The organism is Georgenia sp. AZ-5 (genome assembly GCF_043952095.1).
Lineage (GTDB): Bacteria > Actinomycetota > Actinomycetes > Actinomycetales > Actinomycetaceae > Georgenia.
In genome coordinates, this window is record NZ_JBINOU010000001.1 from 4,252,624 (window position 1) to 4,274,911 (window position 22,288).

General features: G+C 71.8%; 19 protein-coding genes. 7 read left to right on the forward strand and 12 right to left on the reverse strand.

Going from position 1 to position 22,288, the window contains the following annotated elements:
- Window positions 1–93 precede the first annotated feature (93 nt).
- A complete protein-coding gene (locus ACF0H8_RS19700; RefSeq protein WP_395290543.1) occupies window positions 94–486 on the forward strand; it encodes a hypothetical protein in 393 nt (130 codons plus the stop codon).
- Window positions 487–687: 201 nt separating this feature from the next.
- Window positions 688–1,284: a hypothetical protein gene (locus ACF0H8_RS19705; protein WP_395290544.1), complete on the forward strand. Its 597-nt coding sequence runs from the start codon at window positions 688–690 to the stop codon at window positions 1,282–1,284.
- A gap of 35 nt (window positions 1,285–1,319) precedes the next feature.
- On the opposite strand, the gene ACF0H8_RS19710 is transcribed toward ACF0H8_RS19705, so the two are convergent.
- Window positions 1,320–1,577 (reverse strand): GrpB family protein, encoded by a 258-nt coding sequence (locus ACF0H8_RS19710; protein ID WP_395290935.1) that lies wholly within the window; start codon window positions 1,575–1,577, stop codon window positions 1,320–1,322.
- A 64-nt stretch (window positions 1,578–1,641) separates the two neighbouring features.
- Complete coding sequence (locus tag ACF0H8_RS19715) at window positions 1,642–2,334, reverse strand: TetR/AcrR family transcriptional regulator (protein WP_395290545.1); 693 nt, start codon at window positions 2,332–2,334, stop codon at window positions 1,642–1,644.
- 131 nt (window positions 2,335–2,465) lie between these two features.
- Between ACF0H8_RS19715 and ACF0H8_RS19720 the strand changes: the two genes are divergently transcribed.
- Together ACF0H8_RS19720 and ACF0H8_RS19725 are read left to right on the forward strand one after the other, a co-directional pair.
- Window positions 2,466–3,764: an MFS transporter gene (locus ACF0H8_RS19720; protein ID WP_395290546.1), complete on the forward strand. Its 1,299-nt coding sequence runs from the start codon at window positions 2,466–2,468 to the stop codon at window positions 3,762–3,764.
- Window position 3,765: 1 nt separating this feature from the next.
- Entirely contained in the window at window positions 3,766–6,078 is a 2,313-nt protein-coding gene (locus tag ACF0H8_RS19725; RefSeq protein WP_395290547.1) for a glycoside hydrolase family 3 N-terminal domain-containing protein, read from the forward strand.
- A 417-nt stretch (window positions 6,079–6,495) separates the two neighbouring features.
- On the opposite strand, the gene ACF0H8_RS19730 is transcribed toward ACF0H8_RS19725, so the two are convergent.
- Entirely contained in the window at window positions 6,496–7,371 is an 876-nt protein-coding gene (locus ACF0H8_RS19730) for an IS5 family transposase (protein WP_395290548.1), read from the reverse strand.
- Window positions 7,372–7,419: 48 nt separating this feature from the next.
- Here ACF0H8_RS19730 and ACF0H8_RS19735 point away from each other — a divergent pair, with 48 nt between their 5' ends.
- On the forward strand, window positions 7,420–7,761 hold the full coding sequence (locus ACF0H8_RS19735) for a DUF6788 family protein (RefSeq protein WP_395290549.1): 342 nt from the start codon (window positions 7,420–7,422) through the stop codon (window positions 7,759–7,761).
- Window positions 7,762–8,158: 397 nt separating this feature from the next.
- Here ACF0H8_RS19735 and ACF0H8_RS19740 read toward each other — a convergent pair whose 3' ends face one another.
- Window positions 8,159–8,326, reverse strand: a complete 168-nt coding sequence (locus ACF0H8_RS19740; RefSeq protein ID WP_395290550.1) for a hypothetical protein — start codon at window positions 8,324–8,326, stop codon at window positions 8,159–8,161.
- A gap of 522 nt (window positions 8,327–8,848) precedes the next feature.
- Window positions 8,849–10,015, reverse strand: a complete 1,167-nt coding sequence (locus tag ACF0H8_RS19745) for a glycosyltransferase (RefSeq protein WP_395290551.1) — start codon at window positions 10,013–10,015, stop codon at window positions 8,849–8,851.
- Between the two features lie 353 nt (window positions 10,016–10,368).
- On the opposite strand from ACF0H8_RS19745, the gene ACF0H8_RS19750 reads away from it, so the two are divergent.
- Window positions 10,369–12,450, forward strand: coding sequence for a bifunctional anthranilate synthase component I family protein/aminotransferase class IV (locus tag ACF0H8_RS19750; RefSeq protein ID WP_395290552.1), 2,082 nt, complete (start codon window positions 10,369–10,371; stop codon window positions 12,448–12,450).
- Here ACF0H8_RS19750 and nadC read toward each other — a convergent pair.
- The 4 genes from nadC to ACF0H8_RS19770 all read right to left on the reverse strand — a co-directional run bounded on the left by nadC (window position 12,401) and on the right by ACF0H8_RS19770 (window position 16,787).
- The gene (gene nadC, locus ACF0H8_RS19755; protein WP_395290553.1) at window positions 12,401–13,246 is read right to left on the reverse strand and encodes a carboxylating nicotinate-nucleotide diphosphorylase; all 846 of its coding nucleotides are present in this window, start codon (window positions 13,244–13,246) and stop codon (window positions 12,401–12,403) included. The genes ACF0H8_RS19750 and nadC overlap by 50 nt on opposite strands.
- Complete coding sequence (locus tag ACF0H8_RS19760) at window positions 13,243–14,784, reverse strand: L-aspartate oxidase (protein WP_395290554.1); 1,542 nt, start codon at window positions 14,782–14,784, stop codon at window positions 13,243–13,245. Before ACF0H8_RS19760 ends, nadC begins: the two co-directional genes overlap by 4 nt.
- On the reverse strand, window positions 14,784–15,758 hold the full coding sequence (gene nadA / locus ACF0H8_RS19765; protein ID WP_395290555.1) for a quinolinate synthase NadA: 975 nt from the start codon (window positions 15,756–15,758) through the stop codon (window positions 14,784–14,786). Before nadA ends, ACF0H8_RS19760 begins: the two co-directional genes overlap by 1 nt.
- A 132-nt stretch (window positions 15,759–15,890) precedes the next feature.
- A complete protein-coding gene (locus ACF0H8_RS19770; RefSeq protein ID WP_395290556.1) occupies window positions 15,891–16,787 on the reverse strand; it encodes an NrtR DNA-binding winged helix domain-containing protein in 897 nt (298 codons plus the stop codon).
- Window positions 16,788–17,335: 548 nt separating this feature from the next.
- On the opposite strand from ACF0H8_RS19770, the gene ACF0H8_RS19775 reads away from it, so the two are divergent.
- The gene (locus ACF0H8_RS19775; RefSeq protein WP_395290557.1) at window positions 17,336–17,659 is read left to right on the forward strand and encodes a branched-chain amino acid transporter permease; all 324 of its coding nucleotides are present in this window, start codon (window positions 17,336–17,338) and stop codon (window positions 17,657–17,659) included.
- 642 nt (window positions 17,660–18,301) lie between these two features.
- Here ACF0H8_RS19775 and ACF0H8_RS19780 read toward each other — a convergent pair.
- Genes ACF0H8_RS19780 through ACF0H8_RS19790 form a run of 3 tightly spaced genes read right to left on the reverse strand, consistent with a single transcriptional unit; the run spans window position 18,302 to window position 22,175 of the window.
- A complete protein-coding gene (locus ACF0H8_RS19780; RefSeq protein WP_395290936.1) occupies window positions 18,302–19,228 on the reverse strand; it encodes an IS3 family transposase in 927 nt (308 codons plus the stop codon).
- Entirely contained in the window at window positions 19,201–21,951 is a 2,751-nt protein-coding gene (locus ACF0H8_RS19785; protein ID WP_395290558.1) for a heavy metal translocating P-type ATPase, read from the reverse strand. Before ACF0H8_RS19785 ends, ACF0H8_RS19780 begins: the two co-directional genes overlap by 28 nt.
- The gene (locus tag ACF0H8_RS19790) at window positions 21,948–22,175 is read right to left on the reverse strand and encodes a heavy-metal-associated domain-containing protein (protein ID WP_395290559.1); all 228 of its coding nucleotides are present in this window, start codon (window positions 22,173–22,175) and stop codon (window positions 21,948–21,950) included. Before ACF0H8_RS19790 ends, ACF0H8_RS19785 begins: the two co-directional genes overlap by 4 nt.
- Between the last annotated feature and the right edge of the window lie 113 nt (window positions 22,176–22,288).

Consider the following 22,288-nt stretch of genomic DNA (forward strand, 5'->3'; position numbering starts at 1 on the left):
TCGAGGTCAGGTGACCGCCCCTCCCCGGGCCCTCACCACGACTCACCAGCGGTCAGGATGGACGGCCACTTGGCCGACTGCAAGGCTTCGTCCGTGAATACCGCTGACCTGATCTGGAACAGGGCCGTCCGCTTCGACGACATGAGTTCCTTCAGGGAGGGAGACCAAGCCCTCCACGACGTGTCGCAGCTCACCGGCCTCGCCGACAACGGCGGCTTGCTGCACGCCGTCGGGGTGCTCGGGCCTGCTGACCTGCGCGCCGCGGTCGCCGGTCTTCGCTGGCTGGGCCTCGACAGCCTGGCCAACATGATCGAGGCATTCGCACTGGAGGCCGGCGACCCCGACTCCCTCCCGCTGGAGCTCGCCGAGGAGCTTGAGGAGCGCGGTAATGATCTCTATTACGGCGCCGATCCTGACGCTGCGGTGGAGTCCGCGTTCCGGATGCGGCTTGCCGAAAAGCCGGACGCCTTCGCCCCGTTGCACTGACCTCGGCAGGGCTTTTCACTGACTGGTAGGGCCGGATATAGATGGGACGGGAGTTGCCTTAGCCTCGATCCACCGACGGACCGGGTGGGGTGTGCGGATCTTGAGCCGAGTGACGAGTGCTTACATTTCAGCCTTCGCGACCCATGGCGCCTTCGCACCGTCCCGTCGCCCTCCGCCCCACCGAGGCGGCAGCATGGGCACGTGGAACTGACCCCGTGCACCGACCTGTCCGCGGCGGACTGGCTCACCACTAGTCATCTGCCGTGGGCGCAGCTGGTCACGCTCGGTCCCGCCGGCTTCGCGGCGTACGCGCGACTACGTTTCATCCCCGACCCGGTGTACGACGGGCAGTTAGAGAACGACGTCGAGATCGACGACGATCACCCGTCGGATCTGACCCAGCTGCATACCGCCCTTGCTCTGTTGGCGACCCACACGACCACGCCCGACGACTGGTACGTCGCCTACTGGGACGGCTGGGGCTCGCAGGCGTTCCCTCCGGCCGTGCTGCAGGCACCGCTGGTGCGCGTGCCGAACCGTGGGTACTTCCTGCTGCGCGGTCAGGCCGCAGGCCTGACGGGTCCTACCGAGACGTGGCCCGACCACCCGAATCTGACTTCGCCGCTCCGCCCCGCCTTCGTCTGGCCGGCGGACCGCGCCTGGTGCGTCACGGCGGATGTCGACCCGCACTGGGCCGGCATCGGTGCCGACCGCGCCGCGATCAACGAGCTCCTGACGGCCCCCAACCTCGACGTGGTCCCCGCGGAGCCCGGCGGGGAGCAGCCGCACTACCGGTGAGTCGGGCCGGCAGGTTGGGACGAGTTCTCGCAGCCTTACGCGTCAGCCCGAATCGGTGGGTCGTTCAACTCCAAGATCTGGCGCCTTTCAGATGCAGTGAGGTCCGACTCGGCAGGCACCTCTTGGAGAACTCCAGACTTCCGCGCAACGTAGTCCTCGATGCCAATCGTCCGGTCGGAGGCCAGGCGCATCTCGACGGCGGCGTACTCTCCCCTGAGGTCAGCGCGACGTCTGAGGGTGTCCCGGACCGCCAGGTGATTGCGGACGCTACGTGTGCCGCTCGACAGACGTATACGTTCCGGCGTGGGCTGTCGTCCGGTGCCCTGAGAGCCTCTCGGCCCTCTACACCGAAATCCGTCACGCGGCGCCGACGCGCGGCGCCGCCCAGCGGGCCTTGATCAGGTCGACGAGCAGGCGCATCTGTGCCGCCATGTCGAGCGGGGTCTCGCCGTGCACCGGCGTCGTCCCGCCGTAACCTTCTCCGGCAGCGGCGGCGTCCGCGCGCGCGCAGAGCCACTGGAGCTGGATGCCGTCCGACAGGGCGACCAGGGTCCGGGCCAGCTCGCGGGAGGGGGCGTCCGGCGCGACGACGCCACCGACCTTGCCGCGCTCGAAGTGCTCCGCCGTCTGGTCGATCGCTCGGAGGAAGTGGTGGTGCAGCCAGGGGTGGGCCGGATGGTCGGCGTCCACCCCGCCGATCGCCATCGCCGTGTAGAGGCCGACCATGCCCGGCTTGCCCGCGTTGCGCTCGACGAGGTCGACCCAGAGGTCGAGGAAGGCCCACACGTCGCCGTCGAAGGCCTCCATCCCGGCCATGTCGGCGGCGTCGCGGCGCTCGAGGACGGCGGAGAAGAGCGCCTCCTTCGACTCGAAGTGGTGCAGCAGGCCAGCCTTCGAGATGTCCGCCGCCCGGGCTACGTCGTTGAGGGAGGTCGCGGAGTAGCCCCGCCGGGCGAAGAGGTCGAACGCCTCGTGCAGGATCCGCTCCCGCTTGTCCTCGCTCCCGAGGCGCGGCCTGCCGGGCCCTCGCCGGATCTCTGTCTGTGACACGAAGCACACTCTAGACCAAAAATCAATCTACCGGTCGGTCGGATTGTGTGTCAGCCTGGATGGCGCCAGAACACCGAGGTTCGTCCTGATCCTTCGGCAATGACGTCGCTCAGGAGTTCACGTTCATGTCCATGACAGCCCCCCAGCCGCCGGTCGCGAGCACCCTCGTCCCCGGCCAGATCCCCTTCGCCGAGGAGATCGTCCCCACCGAGAAGGCGCCGCGTCGCGTCGTCGTCCTCATGGCGCTCGCCCAGTTCGGCCTGTTCGTCGCGCTGCTCGCCCCCGTCACGGTCAGCCTCGCGCTGAAGGTCCAAACCCTGGTGCCTGCCTCGCAGGCGGCGGGCGCGCTTGGCATGGTCCTGTCCGTGGCCGCCTTCATGGCCCTCGTCGCCAACCCTGTCATCGGTCGGCTCTCGGACCGTACGGCGTCCCGGTGGGGCCGGCGCCGGCCGTGGATGGTCGCCGGCAGCGCCGTCTTCCTGCTGGGTCTGGCCACGGTCGCCCTGGCCGGGGCGGTCCCGATGGTGCTCGTCGGCTGCCTGCTCAGCCAGCTCGGCGGGAACATGATCCTCGCCCCGCTGCTGACCACGATCGCCGACCAGGTGCCCCGGTCCCAGCGCGGGAGCGTCTCCGCCAACGTCGGCGTCATGCAGAACCTGGGCATCCTGGCCGCGGCGTACGTGGCGAGTTGGTTCGTGAGCAACATGCTGCTGCTGTTCGTGGTGCCGGCCGCCTTCGCGATCCTCACCGTGCTCGCCTACTGTGTGGTGCTGCCGGACCGGCAGGTGCGCGTCCACCCGGACACCGATGGGTGGAAGGCCCTGCTCCGTACGTTCTGGGTCGACCCGCGCCGGCACCCGGACTTCGCCTGGGCGTGGTGGTCGCGGTTCCTCGTCCAGCTGACCGCGTTCCTCTTCATCACCTTCCGGTTGTTCTTCCTCCAGACCCGCGTCGAGCTGCCCACTGAGGAGGCCGTGCAGGCGATCACCACCGGCGTCCTGATCTACACGGCCGCCGTGGTCGTCACGGCGAAGGTCGGCGGCTGGCTCTCCGACCGGCTCCAGCGCCGCAAGGTCTTCGTCATCGTGGCCACCCTGCTCTTCGCCCTGGGCACTTACCTGCTCGTCCACGTCGACAGCGTCTCCAGCTTCTACGCCATCGAGGCGCTCATGGGCGCCGGGTTCGGGATGTACTACGCGGTGGACATGGCCCTCGTCTGCGACGTCCTGCCCAACCCGGACGACGCCGCCAAGGACCTGGGCGTGATGAACATCGCCAACGCGCTGCCCCAGTCCCTCGCCGGCGTGCTGGGCGGCTTCCTGCTCAACGTCGGCTCCGAAGGCACCAACTACACGCTGCTGTTCCTCGTCGCCGGGATCATCGGACTCCTCGGCGCCGCCGCCATCGTCCCGATCAAGAAGGTTCGCTGACATGACCGCCCTCAACACCCGCCCCGATCTCGACGTCCGCGCGCTCGTCGCCGAGCTCACCCTCGAGGAGAAGGCGGCGCTGTGCTCCGGTGCTGACTTCTGGAACACCGAGGCGGTCGAGCGCCTCGGTATCCCTTCGGTCATGGTGACCGACGGCCCGCACGGCCTGCGTAAGCAGGCGGGCACCGCCGACCACCTGGGCCTGAACGACTCGGTGCCCGCCACCTGCTTCCCCTCCGCCGCCGGGCTCGGGTCGACCTGGGACCCGGAGCTGCTGCGCCGGGTCGGGGAGGCCCTCGGCACCGAGACCCGGGCCAACGACGTCGCCGTCCTGCTCGGCCCCGGCATCAACATGAAGCGCAGCCCGCTGTGCGGCCGAAACTTCGAGTACTTCTCCGAGGACCCGTACCTCACCGGCGAGCTGGCGGCCCCGCTGGTCGACGGCATCCAGTCCCAGGGGGTCGGCACCTCGCTCAAGCACTTCGCGGCCAACAACCAGGAGACCGACCGCATGCGCGTCTCCGCCGAGATCGACGAGCGCACCCTGCGCGAGATCTACCTGCCGGCGTTCGAGAAGGTCGTCACCCGCTCCCAGCCGTGGTCCGTCATGTGCGCCTACAACAAGATCAACGGCACCTACGCCTCCCAGCACCCGTGGCTCCTCACCGAAGTCCTGCGCGAGGAGTGGGGCTTCGACGGGCTCGTCGTCTCCGACTGGGGCGCCGTCGACGACCGCGTCGCCGGCCTCGCCGCCGGCCTCGACCTCGAGATGCCCTCCTCGGACGGGGTCAACGACGCCCGCATCGTCGAGGCCGTCCGCGCCGGCACGCTCGACGAGGCGGTCCTCGACCGGGCCGTCACAAGGATCCTCACCCTCGTCGCCAAGGCCCAGCCGGCCCTGGCCGAGCCCGTCTCCTTCGACCCCGAGGCGCACCACGCCCTCGCCCGCGAGGTGGCCACGCGCACGGCGGTGCTGTTGAAGAACGACGGCGTCCTGCCGCTCGACCCGTCCGCCGTCGCGGACACCGCTGTCGTCATCGGCGAGATGGCGCGCACGCCGCGCTACCAGGGCGCCGGGTCATCCCAGGTCAAGCCGACCCGCCTGGACAGCGCACTCGAGGCGCTGCGCGAGCGCGGGCTGGACGTGCCTTTCGCGCCCGGATACATCCTCGCCGAGGCGGCGGGCGCACCAGGGCAGGACCGGACCGACGACGAGCTGCGCCGCGAGGCGGTCCAGCTCGCCGCCGGCAAGACCGCCGTGCTCTTCCTCGGACTGCCGGCCGTCGACGAGTCCGAGGGCTATGACCGGACGCACATGGACCTGCCCGCCAGCCACCGCCCCCTGCTGCGCGAGGTGTCCGAGGTCGCCGCCCGCACCGTCGTCCTCCTCTCCAACGGGTCGGCGGTCACCGTGGCCGAGTGGGACGACCGGGCCGACGCCATCCTCGAGCTCTGGCTCGGCGGCCAGGCGGGCGGCAGCGCCGCCGTGGACCTCCTCCTCGGCGACGCCGCCCCGTCGGGCCGGCTGGCCGAGTCGGTGCCCGAACGCCTCGCCCACGTGCCCGCGCAGCTGAACTTCCCCGGGGAGAACGGCATCGTGCGCTACGGCGAGGGCATCTTCATCGGCTACCGCGGCCTCGACGCCGCCGCCGCGCCGGTGTCCTACCCGTTCGGCCACGGCCTGACGTACACGGCGTTCGAGTACACCGACCTCACGGTCGAGGTCGCCGCGATCACGGCGGCCACCCAGGCCGACGACGTCATCGTCACGGTCTCGGCCACCGTGACCAACACGGGCGGCCGCGACGGCGTCGCCGTGCCGCAGTTCTACATCGGCCGGCCAGCCTCCGCCGTCGCCCGCGCGCCCCGCGAGCTGCGCGGGTTCGAGAGGGTGGAGCTAGCTCCGGGTGAGTCGCGACAGGTCCGCTTCACGCTCTCCCGGCGCGAACTCAGCCACTGGGACACCGCCACCCACGGCTGGCTCGTCGAGCCCGGGGCCCTCGTGCTGTCGGTCGGCGCGTCCTCGCGCGACCTGCCGCTGACGGCCACGGTGACCCTCGAGGCCCCCGCGCAGCGCCCGCCGCTCACCAAGAACTCCACCATCGGCGAGTGGATCGAGGACCCGGAGGCCGGTCCCGCCCTCGTGGCCGCGATGGGCGAGTTCGGGGCCTTCTTCGGCCCCGACAGTCCCGACCCGGCTATGGCCGCCTTTCTGACCTCGATGCCGGTGGTCAAGGTGCCCCTCATGGGCATGAGCGACGCCATCACCCTGGAGGACCTCGACCGCCTCGTCGCCCGTTACGGCAAAGCCTGACCCCCCGACGGCGGCGCACACCCGTCCAGGGTGTGCGCCGCCCCGGCCCGGCTTGATGCGCAGTGCCCATCGGCCGGAGGGAGGAGCACGGGTCAGCCAGTGATTCCTCGGTGAGCCAGTCGGGGGCGATGGTGGCTGCCGGGAGCTGGTCGTGCTGTTTCGCGAGTCCTGAACGCCCATCAGGACCGACTGGCATTGGAACCGAGCACGAAGTCGCCAGCGGTGACAGGACGGGTGAGGAGCTGTCGCCGACCTCGTGACGTAGGTGCCGGTGAGCATGACGGTAGAGCCAGTGGGTCGTTGCCCCTGGTCCGCGCTCCCAGGCCGTGATGTCGACGAGCTCGGTGCCATCGCTGGTGGTGCAACAGAAGCCGAAAGGGTCGAACCACCCACTTAGAGCGCGCGCGGATAGGTGGGTCAGGTGTTCCACCGTTTCGCCCATTTCGTGAGTTTGACGGTGAGGATGAGTGCGACGGCGAGGGCGATCTGGCCCAGGCGCTGGTGCTCGTAGCGGTCGGTGTTGCGGCGTAGCTGGCCGAAGTTGGTGAACCAGGAGTTGGTGCGTTCGACGGGCCAGCGCAGGCCGAGCTTGAGCTTCGTCTTCGTCTTCGTCTTCGAGCTGCCGGGCGGGCGTTTCTTGGCGCAGTTGATGTCGCCCACGCCCAGCTCGGTGGCGCGTTGGAGGGTGGCCGGGCTGTCGTAGCCGCGGTCCAGGTGCACGGTGCCGACCTCGGCGAGCAGGCCGTTGTCGAGGACGGCCTGCAGGGTCGGCTCGAGCAGGACGGCGTCGTGGCGGTTGGCGCCGGCGATGGTCCAGCCGATCGGGATGCCCCACCGCTCGGTGGCGATGGACCACTTCCAGCCCAGCTTGCCCCGGTCGGTGGGATTGGGTCCGGTGCCTTCCCCGCCGCAGGGCGCCTTGTGCAGGCTGCCGTCGACGGCGACGTCGGCCAGGTTCAGCCCGATGATGCGGTCGTAGGCGGCCAGCGCCTCGGCCAGCAGCTTGTCGAAGACCCCGGCGGCCAGCCACTCGGTGCGTCGGGCCCGCAGCGTGGTCTCGGAGACCCCGCCGGTGAGGTAGGCGGCGACGTGCCAGGAGCAGCCGGTGACCAGGCGGGTGAGGATCCCGCTGAAGCAGAGCCGGTCCGGCACCCGCCGGCGGTGGCAGCCCAACGGGGTGGCGGTCCGGTGGCCGGGCGGGCAGGTGACCGGCGATGGCGGCCCAGACCGCCTCGACGACGCGGGGCTCGACTGCGCGCACGCTTCCTCCCGGGCTACCCTGAAACCGGTCATGAAGTACCGCTACTTCAAGTAGACCTACTTCAAGCCGGGAGGTGGGGGATGCCAGGGTCCGGCCCTCGGCGTGTCGTGCCCGCCGCCGTCGAGGAGCGCCGCGCCGCGCTCACCGCCGAGATCGCCGCGCTCGGGCTACCCCTACCCGGCAGCCTGGTCGAACGGCACACCCGGTGCGGCAACCCGAACTGCCGCTGCCACGCCGACCCGCCCCAGCTGCACGGCCCCTACCTGACCTGGACCCGCAAGGTCGAGGGCAAGACCGTCACCCGGACCCTCAGCACCGAACAGGCCGAACAGATCCGCCCCCTGCTCGACAACGCCCGCCGCCTACGCGAACTCATCTCCGAGCTCGAAACCCTCGCCGTGCGCCAGATCGCCGACCGATAACTCCCACCTATCCGCGCGCGCTCTTAGACTTAAGGCCCCAAGGGCCCACACGGCCGCCAACGTCCAGCCCCACCGCTCGGAACACACAGCGACGCGGCCCAGGACCATCACCCAGGCCGCGCCACCCCGCCCGGCCCTCCCGAGGCGGGACGCCCACCCGAGACGAGGACACCAGGCAGACGCCCCTACACCCTCCGCCCACCTGGCGACCGGACGCCACCCCTCCGCAGGAGGTCGACGTCCAGGAAGGCGAGCACGCGGGCGAGGTCGTCGCGGGTGTTGCGTCGCGGCGGTCATGAACGGTGCCGGTTCCGCCAGCGCGACCAGGCAGCCGAGAGCAGAGCGCCGAGCAGCAGGACCACACCTACGGACAGCAAGATGATCGCGGCCCGGTCGATCACGTCCACCGCTGGCCTGCCCCGCCCATCTCCGCCTCGAACGCCAGGGTGCCGTAACGTAACGACGCGCAGAGAAGGCCCGCCACGATTGCGGCCGTCGAAACCACGAAAAGCCAGAAGGTCACGCGGCCCGCGGATTTCCGCAAATGCCGATCACGTTCGGCCATCGGCGCCTCCCATCGTCGGCATGGGGGCTTCGCAGACTCGGTGGGCAGTAAGGACGTCCGGCGTCCTTCGGCGCCGGACTTGCAGGCGGCGAAGGCGGTGAGCCACTCGCGGCGCTCACGGCACTCGTGTGAGGACGTCCACGGCCGGCGCCGCACCGCCCAGCGGCGGGTGGCAACCGCGTTGTTCCTGGCCGGGAGTGCCGTCCCAGCGCGCGGGCGCCGCGCTGCCGGCACTTCTCCACGACGGACCGCAGCACCTCCTCCCGGCGTGCCGCGACGACGGTCGCGCCCTGGCTCGCGAACAGCCGCCGCTGACGACGCACCGTTGTCGCGGACGAGTACCGGCTCCAGGCGGTCCTCCACAAGGGACAGGCCCCCGGAGCTGGCCGGGGCCGGGCCAACGTGCCCCAGGAGCCTCTCCAGCACGACGGCGGTCTCCTCAGGCCGATGCTGGGACGGCCCGAGCAGCTGTCCGTCGAGGCCCGTCACGGGCCGCCTGCGGGGTCGCGCGCCGCGTGGGCCTCAGAGGCTCTCGATGACGGTGACCGCCTCCTGCGCCGCCCGGGCGAAGTCCACGCGCCGCGCGTAGTGGCGGCAGCGCGCCTGGACGAGCGGGTCGCAGACCAGCCGGTCGAGCACGAGCGCGGCCCGCTCGGCGGTGAACCGCCGCGGGTCCAGCCGTTCGGCGACGCCCAGCGCCCGCAGCCGGTTGGCGTTGTCCGGCTGGTCGTTGGAGAACGGCACGACGAGCTGCGGGATGCCCGCGGCCAGTCCCTGGGCGAGCGTCCCTATCCCGCCGTGGTGCACCACAGCAGCAGCGCGCGGCAGCAGCCGCCCAAGTGGCACCCACTCCAGATGGAGGACGTCATCGGGCAACGTGTCCGGCAGCTGGTGGCGGAACCTGGTGAGCAGGACCGTGCGCCGGCCGCGCAGACGGTTGGCCTTGACGGCTTCCGCGAAGATCCGCCTGCCGTGCACCATGGCGGAACCGAACGTGACGACGACGGGCGGATTCCCGTCGGCCAGGAACTCCTCGGCCTCACGGGACAGCGCAGCACCAGCGGCCCGGTCCTGGACGAACCCGGTCAGCCGGATGTTCGCGGGCCAGTCCGGCTGCGGCGAGGCGAACCAGTGGGGAAACAGGCCCAGTGCGCCGTCCGGAGAGTGGACCCACCTCCCGAGCACCCGCGACACCGGCGGCAGGCCGAGCTCGGCGCGGTATCGGTTCACCGCCGGGCCCACTATCCGGTCCAAGATCCGATCGAGCTGCTTCAGCCGCCAAGACAGGAGGCCGGCGGGCTGCAGGTGGAGGGTGACGAGCCGAACGCCGAGCCGCTCCCGCGCGATGCGGGCACCAAAGGCAAGGATGGACGCAACGACCACCACCTCGGTGGGCTCCAGACGGCTCAGGTAGTCGTAGACCGGCCGCATCAGCGGCAGGATGGCCCGCCGCGCGACCATCACCGGCCCCTCCACGGGATGCCACAGGGCAGGGTCATCCATGACGCGGACAAACTGCTCCGTGGTCCCCAGCGCCACCAGCTCCAGGCCGGCACCCTCGACCGGCTCACGGTGGTACGGGCTCGTCAGGACCGTCACCCGGTGCCCACGCGCCCGGAGCGCGGCGCCGAGGGCGACGACCGGCAGCACGTCACCCGCGCTGCCGATCGCAGGGAGAACGACGTGCATAGACGCACCCTCCACCCGGCGCCCTGCCACGCGGCGGCCTGGGGCCCGCCGTGTGGCGCGGTCTGGTTCCGCCAGTATGGCGTTCACAGGCTCACGATGACGTGCAAGCGGGCTTCTCACTTCCTTGGTTCTGAGGTTTCACCTCAGACGAATGAGCAGTGAGACGGCGAATGCCACAGGGCTTCCGTGGTTCCTTCACCTGCTCGAGACGGGGATTCTCTGCCGGGACTCTGCTGCCTCCCAGGGATTCTCTCCGGGACTGGCTCCACCCCTCGCCGCGCGGGCCCTGACCGCCTCCGACTTGGCGCCGCGTCCGACGACGGGCGTTTGGTCTGGGTCCGTACGCTGGCTGAGTGCACGAAGCTGTCGCGCCGCCGGAGGTTTCGGCCCCATCGATGATGCGCGCCCTGCGGGATCAGCCCTCCCTCGTCGGCCTGCTCGGCGACTGGCACGACGGCGGTGACATCGTCGCTTTCCGACCGGCGCGGCTCCTCGGTCCCGGTGACGACGCCTTCGCCGCCCTGGCGACACTGCCGGTTCGCGACGTCGCCGTCGGTGACGAATTGTCCGCCCCGCCTTCCCCGGACGGTGGCGGAGGAGCGGTCTTCGGTGGGGGATGGATCGGCTACCTGGGCTACCAGCTCGCCGACCGCGTCGAGACCCTGCCTTCATTCCCTCCCCGCCCGACGCCGCTGCCGCACCACCACCTGGCCTGGTACGACCATGTGCTGCGCCGCGACGTGCGCCTCGGGTGGACGCTGGAGTCGCTGCCGGGCGCCGATCCTGAGCGCACAGGGCAGTTCCGCGCGGTCGTTGACGCCGCGCTCGACATGCCGGCCCCGGCGCAGCCCTACCGGTGCGGACCCGTTGGCTCGGACGTCTCGGGGCCCGAGCACGCCGCCGCGGTGGAACGCGCGCTCGACCACATCCGGGCGGGTGACGTCTACCAGGTCAACCTCTGCCGGCGCCTGGGAGCCACCTTCGACGGTGACCCGCTCGACCTGTTCTGCGCCGGCTACGAGGCGCTCTCTCCGCGGTTTGCCGCGTTCATGCGACTCCCGGGCGGCGCTGTGGCGAGCCTGTCCCCGGAGTTGTTCCTGCGACGTACCGGCCGCTCCGTGCTCACCTCCCCGATCAAGGGCACGGCGCCGCTGGACACCGATCCCGCCGCTCTCGCGGCCTCCGCGAAGAACCGCGCGGAGAACATCATGATCGTCGACCTCATGCGCAACGACCTCGGGCGGGCATGCGAGCCCGGGACGGTGGCGGTCGAGCAGCTCGCCGCGGTCCAGCCCCACACTGGTGTCCACCACCTCGTGTCTGATGTTCGCGGCACTCTCCGTGCCGCTGTCACGGACGGACAGCTACTGAGGGCGTCGTTCCCCCCGGGGTCTTGCACCGGTGCGCCGAAGGTCCGCGCCATGGAGATCATCCACGCCCTCGAGCGCACTGCACGCGAGGTCTATACCGGCGCGATCGGGTACTCCGGGCCGGCTGGTCTGACGATGAACGTGGCCATCCGCACCTTCGAGTTCGCCGAGGACCGGGTCTGGCTCGGGGTGGGTGGGGGCATCGTCGCCGACTCCGACCCGGCGGAGGAGGTGCACGAGACCCTCGTCAAGGCCCGGCCGCTCCTGGCGGCCGTCGGTGCCCGGCTGGACGAGGCGCTGGGTTCGGAGTGGGCGGCCCGCGCTCCCAGTCGTGCCGCGCGCCCGGACCCCGTGCGGGGCGTCTTCTCCACCGCACCGGTCGAGCACGGCGTCGTTCAGCACCTCGATGACCATCTGGCCCGGCTCGGTGCGAGCGCCGCCGCCCTCTACGGGTTGCCCCTGCCCGCGTCGCTGCGCTCGGACGTCGTCCAGGCCGCGGCCGCGCTGACCGGTGCGCACCGGCTCCGTGTGAGCGTGGTGCCCCACGCGGAGGGGCTCGCGCACAGGGTCACCGTCACCGCACTGCCCGCCGGGCCGGGGCTGCCGTGGCGGCTGGTACCCCTGACGCTTCCGGGCGGGCTCGGTGCGCACAAGTGGGTCGACCGCCGGTTGCTCGCCGCCGAACCCTCGCCCGGTTGTTCGCCGACGTGCGACCCACTCTTGATTGACACGGACGGCGAGGTGCTGGAGGCCGGGCGGGCGAACATCTTCGCCGTGCTGCCCGACGGCGTGCACACCCCGGCGCTCGACGGCCGGATCCTGCCCGGTCTCGCCCGCGCCCAGGCCATCGCCGCGCTCACCGCCGCGCGGATCCCGGTGATCGAGGGCACCCTCCGGCTCGACGACCTCCCCCGGGCGAGCGAGGTGTTCGTGACGAACGCGCTCGTCGGCGCCCGACCCGTCGTCACCGTGGACGGGGTCGGCGCGTGGCCGCCCGGACCGGTGTCCCGCCGCGTCAGTCCACGACGTCCAGCCCCAAGTCCAGCACCGGCGCCGAGTGCGTGATCCACCCGGCCGACATCAGGTCTACCCCAGTCGCGGCGATGACCGGCGCGGTCGCAGCCGTCAGCCGCCCAGACGCCTCGGTGACCATCCGGCCCGCCACTAGCTCCACCGCCTCGCGCAGCGTCTCCGGTCCCATGTTGTCCAGCAGGACGGCGTCGACCGGGTCGGTGAGCACCTCGCGCAACTGGTCGAGGGTTTCCACCTCGACCTCGATCTTCACCAGATGACCCACCCCGGCCCGGGCGCGGGTGATGGCCTCGCGGACGCCGCCGGCCAGGGCGATGTGGTTGTCCTTGACGAGGATGGCGTCGTCCAGCCCGAAACGGTGGTTGACCCCCCCGCCGGCCACGACGGCGTGCTTCTCCGGGGCCCGCAGGCCGGGGGTGGTCTTGCGGGTGCAGGTCACCCGAGTGGCGGTGTGGGCGACGGCGTCGGCGATCTGCGCCGTTGCCGTCGCGACGCCGGAGAGGTGGCCGAGGAAGTTCAGGGCGACCCGCTCCGCGGTCAGGATGGCACGGGCGGGCCCGGACACAGTGGCGACGACATCGCCGGGGAGCACCCGGGACCCGTCCGGCAGTGCGACGTCGACCGCGACCGTCGGGTCAACCAGTCGGAAGGCCGCCACGGCCAGGTCCGTCCCGGCCACCACGCCGGCATCCCGGGCGGCGAGCCGGACCGAGGCACGCTGCTCGGCGGGCACGACCGTGTCCGTCGTGATGTCCCCAGCGCGGCCGAGGTCTTCCAGGAGCGCGGCGCGGACCAGGGGCTCGACGATCAGCGGGGACAGGGGTTTCATGAGGCACTCCGTCGGGGCGCGGGGGCGAGGAGGCCGCCGAGGCCGTCCTCGAGGGTCAGGGTGAGGTGGTGCGGCTCGGCGGCCTCCGGGAAGTCGGTGCGCGTGTGAGCGCCGCGGCTCTCCTCGCGGCGCAGGGCCGAGGTGGCGAGCAGCAGCGCCACGAGCGTGGCGTCGTCCGTGGCATCGGGGCCGGTCCGGGCGACGGTGGCAGCGAGCCGGTCGACGGCGCGGGTCAGGGCGGCGCCGTCGCGAAGCACGCCGACGGTCTCGGACATCAGCGTGCGAAGCTCCTCCGCACCTCCGGCCGGGACGGCGGCCCACCGCGGCAGGTGCGAGGGGCCGCCGGGGCGGGGGCGTCGTCGTCCTTCCTGGCCGGCAAGGTCCGCCGCGACCCACCGTGCGCACACGGCCGCCTCGAGGAGGGAGTTCGAGGCCAGGCGGTTCGCGCCGTGCAGGCCCGTGCTGGCCACCTCGCCCACGGCCCACAGGCCCGGGACGGTGGTGCGCCCGCGCCCGTCGACGCTCACGCCGCCCATGAGGTAGTGCGCGGCCGGTCGGACGGGGACGGGGTCGCGGGTCGGGTCGATGCCCGCCGCACGGCAGGCGGCGGCCACGGTGGGGAAGTGGGCGGCGAAGCCGGCGCCCAGCACCTCCCGGGCGTCAAGGAAGACCCGACCGCCGCGCCGGATCTCGACGAAGACGGCTCGGGAGACGACGTCGCGCGGAGCTAGGTCGTCCCCGAGCAGGCGGTCGCCGGCGGCGTCCACGAGGCGGGCCCCCTCGCCGCGGACCGCCTCGCTGACGAGCGGCATGGGGTCCAGGCCCACGTCCAGCGCGGTGGGGTGGAACTGGACCATCTCCAGGTCCCGGAGCTCCGCGCCGGCGCGGGCAGCCAGGGAGAGCCCCTGGCCGCGGGAGCCGGTGGGGTTGGTGGTGTGGCGGAACAGCCCGCCGGCGCCGCCGGTGGCGAGGACGACTCGGTCGGTGCGAATCACGTCGGGGACGCCGTCGGCCGCGACGACGACGCCGGCCACCCGGCCGTCGTCGTCGGTGATCAGCCGCAGGGCGCGGGTGCGCTCCAGGACGGTGATCGACGGCATGGCCCGCACCGCGGCGATCGCGGCCCGCAAGACCTCGTGACCGGTGGCGTCCCCGCCCGCGTGGGCGACGCGGTGGCGGCTGTGCGCGGCCTCCAGGCCTAGGGCGAGGACGCCGTCGGGCCTGCGGTCGAAGCGGGCGCCGAGGGCCGTGAGGTGCTCGACCGCGGCAGGGGCGGCGGCGGTGATCCGCTCGGCGGTGCTGGGGTCGGACAGGCCCGCCCCGGCGTGAAGGGTGTCAAGGGCGTGCAGCAGCGGTGAGTCGCCGGGGTCGAGGGCGGCGGCGATCCCGCCCTGCGCGAGGACGGACGAGGTGTGCTCGGCCAGGCCCCCGGTGGTCAGGACCACGCAGGGAAGCGGCGCCAGGTGCACGGCGGTCAGGAGGCCGGCGAGGCCGCCACCGACGATGACCGGCCGGTCCTGGGGCAGGGCGGCGCCCATCAGACGGCCAGCATGCGCTCGACGGCGGCTCGCGCCCGGTCGGCGACCTCCGGATCGATCCTCACCTCGTGCCGGGTGTGCTCCAGCGCGGCGCGGATGGTGCCGAGGGTGTTGCGCTTCATGTGCGGGCACAGGTTGCAGGGCCGGACGAACTCCACGCCGGGGTTGGCGGCCGAGACGTTGTCGCTCATCGAGCACTCGGTGATGAGGGCGACCCGATCGGGCTGCTCGAGGGTGACGAAGCTCTGCATCTGCGCGGTCGAGCCGGCCATGTCGGCGGCGTCGACCACCTCCGGCGGGCACTCGGGGTGGGCGAGGACGACGACGCCGGGGTAGTCCTCGCGGATCTGGGCGATGTCGCGCGGGGTGAAGCGCTCGTGGACCTCGCAGTGTCCCGCCCAGGTGATGACCTCCACGCCGGTCTGCCGGGCGATGTTCTGGGCGAGGTATTCGTCCGGGATCATGATGACGCGGTCGACGCCGAGGGACTCGATGACCTGCACCGCGTTGCCGGAGGTGCAGCAGATGTCCGACTCGGCCTTCACGTCCGCCGAGGTGTTGACGTAGGTGACCACGGGCACGCCGGGGTGGGCGGCCTTGAGCGCCCGGACGTCCGCCGCGGTGATGGACTCCGCCAGCGAGCAGCCGGAGCGCAGGTCCGGGATGAGCACGGTCTTGGTGGGGTTGAGCAGCTTGGCGGTCTCGGCCATGAAGTGCACGCCGGCCAGGACGATGACGTCCGCCTCGACGTGCTGGGCCTCGCGAGCCAGCGCCAGGGAGTCCCCGACGATGTCCGCCACCCCGTGGAATATCTCGGGCGTCTGGTAGTTGTGCGCCAGGATCACGGCGTTGCGTTCGCGCTTGAGGCGCCAGATGGCAGCGACGTCGTCCTCCATGGTCGCCCACTCGACGCGGGGGACGACGGTGCGTACCCGCTCGTAGAGGGCATCAGTGCTTATGGTCGGTGCGGTCATGGTGGGCCTCTCGGGGCGCCGGGTGATGGCGTGATGACGTTATGCTGACTTTGAGCATTTTATATGCTGACGGTGAGCATAACTGATCGTGCGCCGACCGGGCGCGGAACACCACGGCGCAGTCAGCCGCGGTCAGTTGGGACGCGGTACCGGCAGCTTCGTGCCCGCGACGTCCCGCTCGTCCGTGACCTCACGGCGGAACCGGAAGAGCCTGGCAGGCCGCCCGCCGGTGGAGTGGTCGACCTCGCCGGTCTCCTCCACGAGCTCCTGCTGCTCCACGAGGCGGCGGAAGTTCTGCTTGTGCACATGCTGGCCGGCGATTGCCTCGACCGTCCCCTGGAGCCGGCCAAGGGTGAACGCGGGCGGGAGAAGCTCGAAGACCACGGGCCGGTACTGGATCTTGGCGCGCAGGCGCCCGATGGCAGTGGCGAGGATGCGCCGGTGGTCCCGGTCCATAGGCCGCCCCCCGGCCTCGCCCGGCCCCCCGGGCGCTTCCGGCACAAGGGCGGCCTCGTAGAGCAACTCGTAGCGCTGGAGTGCCATGCCGGGCAACCATGGGTGCCCGTCCAGGCCGAAGGTGACGGCGCAGCGTAGCCGGCGACGTTCACGGAACTGCGGCCCATCAGCGGTGGCCCATCGCTCAAGGGCGGGCGCGAGGTTCTCGGTCACGACCGCGTCGCCGTCGCGTCGGTCCTCCCAGGGGAAGTACTCGAACCAGTTCCGCCAGCCCTCGATGACATGCGGAACGGTGGTCAGGCCCAAGTAGGAAACCTCGAGCACCGGGCTCATGCCGCGGTCGCGGTCGGCGAAGGTGTAGAGCTGCTCGACGTAGCCCAGCTCGTACCCGGTCTGCCGGACCACCCACGAGCGCAATCCCGCCTGCATGGACCGGTGCCCAGACTGCAAGGGACCGGAGGGCAGACGGCGCCCGTCACGGGTCGTCAGCACGAGCGGGACGCCGTCATGCACCGCGGTGATGACGGCGACGAGCTCGGCCGAGACACGGTCGTCCTGCGCGGGCTCGCCCACTTACCCCTCCTGTGCCGGTCCTGTTCCTGGACTAATCATGCCGCCCTGGGAGCGACCGGCTCATGGCTTGTCATGCGAACCGATTGAGACGAGCCCGGCGTACGCGCGGGCGGCCGACTGGTCGGTGGCAATGACAAGGCCGCCGACGGCCCGGACGGTGCAGTCTGCCGGCGCCTGCCCCATCATCAGGGGGCCGGCCGGCCCTGGCGTTTTGAACTTCCCGGCGATCCGACGCAACCTCCGCGTCCCCGACCGCCACTCCCCCACCATCGGGATCCTGCTGTGCGCCGGCCGCAACGACAACGTGTGCGGTACGCCCTCGCCGGTACAACCAACCCCTCGCCGTCGCCGACTACACCTACGAGACCCTCCCGGCCGCCATCCGCGAGGCCGTTCCCACCGATACCGATCTCGCCGCCGCCGCAGGCGCGGCACTCAACTCAATGCGCGCCGACCCCCCGCCTTCACCGACTTCGTGACGCACTACTGGTCTACGACGGCTTCCTGGAACCACCGATCCTCCAGCGCACACTTCGCAGAAGCTCATCATGCCTGACCCCGCCTACGTCACTACCGCCCTGGCCGTTGCCGTGGCAATCACCGTCACACTCAGGGCTCTGCCCTTCGCCGCGAAGCGGGCACTCAGCGACAGCCCTCTGCTGGCCAACTTCGGACGGTGGATGCCGCTCGGCGCGGTAGCGATCCTGGCGATCTACTGCCTGTCGGCCATCGAGGTCACCAACCCCGCTGCAGCCGCCGGGCCGCTGGCGGGGACAGCCGTCACCATCGCCCTCCACCTGTGGCGACGCAACGCCGTGCTCAGCATCGTCGCCGGCACCACCGCATGCCTGCTCGTGACCAACTGGGTGTAGCCAGAAGTGGGCACCGAGATCGACCGATCCGTACACGAAGAAACGCGGGCGGGTCGTCGGCGGCGCGGTTGAGTGTGGACCACCCGTTAGCTAACGGCCCCCGGCGCAGCCCGGCTCGCAATCCGAAGCCTTTCGCCAGAAGCACGCCCCTTGGGCTTCCGGGCTCAACCAACCGCCCTAGGCACGGGCTCGCTGTAGCCGCTCCGAAGACGGAGTGAGCCAGCGCTGATACAGCAAGGACGATAGGACTCGCACGACCGCGCCGGGAGTTCTGAGACACCTACCTCACTACCGGTCTCGCGCCGTCGCGAATCTCAGAAACCATGGCTTTCGGCACCGGTCGGCGGTCGCCGCCGGCATGGTCGGTGGTCAAGGTTCGGTCTCAAGCGGAGGGCGTCCGACGCTGCCGTGGCAATCCCCTGGAACCGTGGAGACCTGATTAGTGGGCGTCCTGTCCGCGTCCTGGCTCGCGGGCGGGGTCGCAGAGGCTCCGGGGTCAAGGGCGGCCGGAGGCCGTCGCGCAGCGATCGCGCAGCGACCCTTGAGGCCGGAGGGGCGGCACCGCCACCCTGGGCCGCGCGGGCGGTGCGCCCGGATGAGATCGGGCGGCGCAGCCGCCTCCGCCTGCTTGTGCGGCGCGGTTCATGCCGCGAGCCTGTCCCGGTGGCCCTGGCCGGTGGCGAGGGAGCGTTCGTATTCGACGGGGCTGAGCATGGCGTCGGTGGAGTGCCGGCGGGTGGTGTTGTACTCATCGATCCATCCGGCGGTCACGCGGCGCGCCTGCTCGCGGGTGGCGAAGTGGTGCCGGCGCAGCAGCTCGAACTCGACGGTGCTGTTGAAGCTCTCGCTGACCGCGTTGTCCAGCGCGGAGCCGGTGCGGCCCATCGACTGGGTCACGCCGGCGCTGCGGCAGGCCCGGGCGAAGATCTCCCCGGTGTACTCCCCGCCCTGGTCGGAGTGGAAGACCACGCCGGCCACGGACCCGCCGCGGCTCGCGATCGCCACGCACAGGGCCGCCCGGGCCAGCGGGGCGTCGTGGTGGGCGTCCATCGCGAAGCCGACGCAGCGGCGCGAGTGCAGGTCCAGCACCGCGGCGAGGTAGAACCTGCCCTCGTCGGTGGGCAGCTCGGTCAGGTCCCCGCACCAGCGCTGATCGGGTATCGGCGGCGGGGCGAAGTCGCGGCCCAGGGCGTCGGGGGCCTTGCGGGCGCGCCGGTCGGCCCGCGTGCTGCCGCGGCGTCGGCGCTTGGGCCGGGCGGCCAGGTGCTGCTCGGCCATCAGCGCCGCGACGGTGTTCACCGAGACCCGCCAGCCGGCCGCACGCAGGTCCGCGGTGATCCGCGGGGAGCCGTAGGTGCCGTGGTGCCGGGCGAAGAGATAGGCGACCTGGGCGGCCAGCGCCGCGCGGCGCTTACGCCGCACCGAGACCTCCCCGCCGACCCACTTGTAGAACCAGGCCGGGGAGACCCCCAGGGCGCGGCAGGACACCGCGTACGGGACGTGGTGCACTGCCCTCTGGGCGGCGATGAAGGCAGCCAGGCTCAGTGCCCCATCGCTTCCTTGACCCAGAGGGCGACCGAGCGCTTGAGCACATCACGCTCCATCGCGAGCTCGGCGTTCTCCTTGCGCAGCCGGCGCAGCTCGGCGCGCTCGCTCTCCTCCAGCGTGCCGTCCCCGCCCTCGCGCGCCCGCCGGTCGAGCTCGACCCAGTTCCCCAGCGTGCCGTCGTTGATGCCCAGCTCCCGGGCGACCTGCGCGATCGGCTTGCCGGTCTCCCGGACGATCCGCACCGCGCCCTCCTTGAACTCCCGGTCGAACCTCCGCCGCGTCTCCATCGCCGTTCCTCCTTGGGGGCGATGCCTCCACGATAAGAGGGGAAGCCCACCGATGGCCTCGAAGAGCAGGGAGGGTCGTTGGCCGATGGAGTTGATGAAGATGGTGGTGACCGATAGGGCCATCGCGATCATCGCCCAGACGGGGTAGACCAGTCCGGTGGTGGCGGCGGGGATGCCGATGCCGTTGAACAGGAAGGCCAGGGCGACGTTCTGGCGGGTGCGGCGGTAGCTGGAGCGGCTGATCTGTCGAGCGGTCAGGATCGCGCGCAGGTCGCCGCGGACGATGATGATGTCGGCTGATTCGACGGCGATGTCGGTGCCGCCGCCCATCGCGATGCCGACGTCGGCCTGCATCAGCGCGGGGGCGTCGTTGATGCCGTCGCCGACCATGGCTACCCGGGCGCCGTCAGCCTGCAGGTGGCGGACGATGGCGGCCTTGCCCTCGGGCAGGACCCCGGCGCGCACGTCGGTGATGCCGAGCTCGTCGGCGACGTGCCGGGCGACGCGCTCGTTGTCGCCCGTGACCAGGACCGGGGTCAGCCCGGCGGTGCGGATCTGGGTCAGCGCCTCGACGGCGTCGGCGCGGATGTCGTCGCCCAGGGCGATCAGGCCGAGCGGTTCGCCGTCCGCGCTGACCGCGACGACGGTGCGGCCGGCCGCCTCGAGCTGGTCCGCCTGCGCCGTCAGCGGGCCCAGGTCCACCGCGCGCTCGGTCACGAAGGCGGGACGCCCGACGAGGACTTCTCGGCCGGCGACGCGGGCGGTGACCCCGAGGCCGGTGACCGACTCGAAGCGCTCCGCGGCCGGTGGCGCCAGGCCCCGGTCGGCGGCGGCGTCGACGATGGCGCGGGCGAGCGGGTGCTCGGAGAAGGACTCGGCCGCAGCCGCGGTGGCCAGCAACTGCTCCTCGTCGGTGGCGGCGGCGAGCTCGCGGACGGTGGGGCGGCCCTCGGTGAGGGTGCCGGTCTTGTCCAGCACGATGCGCCGGACCTGTCCGAAGGTCTGGAACGCCTCGCCGGTGCGCATGATGATGCCCAGGTCCGCGGCCTCCCCGGCGGCGCGGACGATGGCCAGCGGCGCGGCGATCCCGACCGCGCACGGGTAGCCCATGACGAGTACGCCCAGGCCGGCGAACACCGCCCGGCGCACATCGGCCTCCCCGGCCAGCAGCCACGACCCCGCCAGCCAGCCCAGCAGCGCCAAGGCGGCGAGGATCAGGACGGTGGGGGTGTAGACGCGCAGCACCCGGTCGACCAGGTGCAAGATGCCGGGCTTGAGGGCCCGGGCGTCCTCGACGTGCCGGACCACCTGGGCCAGGAAGCTTTCCGCGCCGACCCGGGTAATCTCGACCAGCAGGGTCCCGGAGACGTTGATCGACCCGCCGATCACCTCATCCCCCGCCCCGCGGTCGACGGGCACCGGCTCGCCGGTGACCAGGGAGAGGTCCACGGCCGAGGAGCCGCCGGTGACGCGGCCGTCGACGGGGATCCGCTCTCCGGGACGGATGCGCACCACGTCCCCGACCCCCACCTGCCCGAGCGGCACGTCCTCCTCGGCGCCGCCGCGGACCAGGCGGGCGGTGTCGGGCTGGAGGTCGAGCAGCTTCTTCACGGCCTGGCTGGAGCGGGTCTTGACCAGCAGGGAGAGCCACTCGGAGAAGACGTGGTAGTTCGCCACCAGCACGGTCACGGCAAAGAACGGAGCGGTCGGATAGTCCGCCAGCACCCCGGTCAGGCCGATCAGGCCCCCGGCGATGCCGGCGAACGCGCCGACCTCGAGCAGCACGTGCTGGTTCAAGATCCGGCGGCGCGCGGCCTGGTAGGCCATCCGCAGGATGTGCGGGGCGACCCCAAACACCACGGCCACCGCAAGCAACCCGGTCAGCCGGCCGGCGGCCGCCTCGTCGACCACCCCGGCCTGGCGGGCGGTGTAGGCCAGGGCGGCCGGGGCGACGATCGCCAGCGCACCGAGCAGCGCCCACCCCCGCCCGGCCGGACGCAGGATCGCGTAGGAGGTCGGCACCATCAGCCCGACCACCGAGGCCGGCACCAGCACCGACCACACCCCGGCGACCTCCAGGATCAGCGCGATCGCGGTCAGGCTGGCCGCCACCGCGACCAGGAGCCGCTTGCCCTCGCGGACGAGGTCGGCCTCCTCCTCCTCGAACGGGCGCAGCTTGCGCGGGTCGTACAGGTCGTAGCCGATGTCACGCAGGGTGCCCAGGATCTGCTCGGGGCCGATGACGGCCGGGTCGTAGTCGATCAGGGCCTGCTCGTGGGTGAGGCTGACCGCGACCGTGTCGACCCCCGTTAGGCGGCCGATCGCCTTCTCGATCGTCCCCGTGCACAGCGAGCAGTGCAGACCGGCGATCCGGGCCCGGATCCGGGCGTGCCCGGCGAGGTGGCTTGGCTCCTCCGACCACAGCTGCTCGGTCCCGGTCTCGAGGGGAGTGGTCACGGCCTGGGGCCCTCGCCGGCCACCTCGTAGCCGGCGGTGACGATGCGCTCGACCAGTGCCGCCCGGTCGGTGAACTCAGGGTCGACCCGCACCTGGACCTGGCCGGTGCGGTGGTCCGCGGTCGCCTCGTAGACCCCCTCCAGCCGGCGCAGTGCGACGCCGAGGCGCTGCTCGCAGCCGGCGCAGTCCATGCCCTGCACCTGCAGCGTGACGGTCTGGCTCATAGTCCACCCCATCGATCCCTGCCGGCGGGCCCGCCCGGAGTGTTTCCGCAGGCTCCCGGTGAGTGGGCGGTCGGGACGACCGTAAGCCTTCCACCCGACTGGAAGGTCAAGAC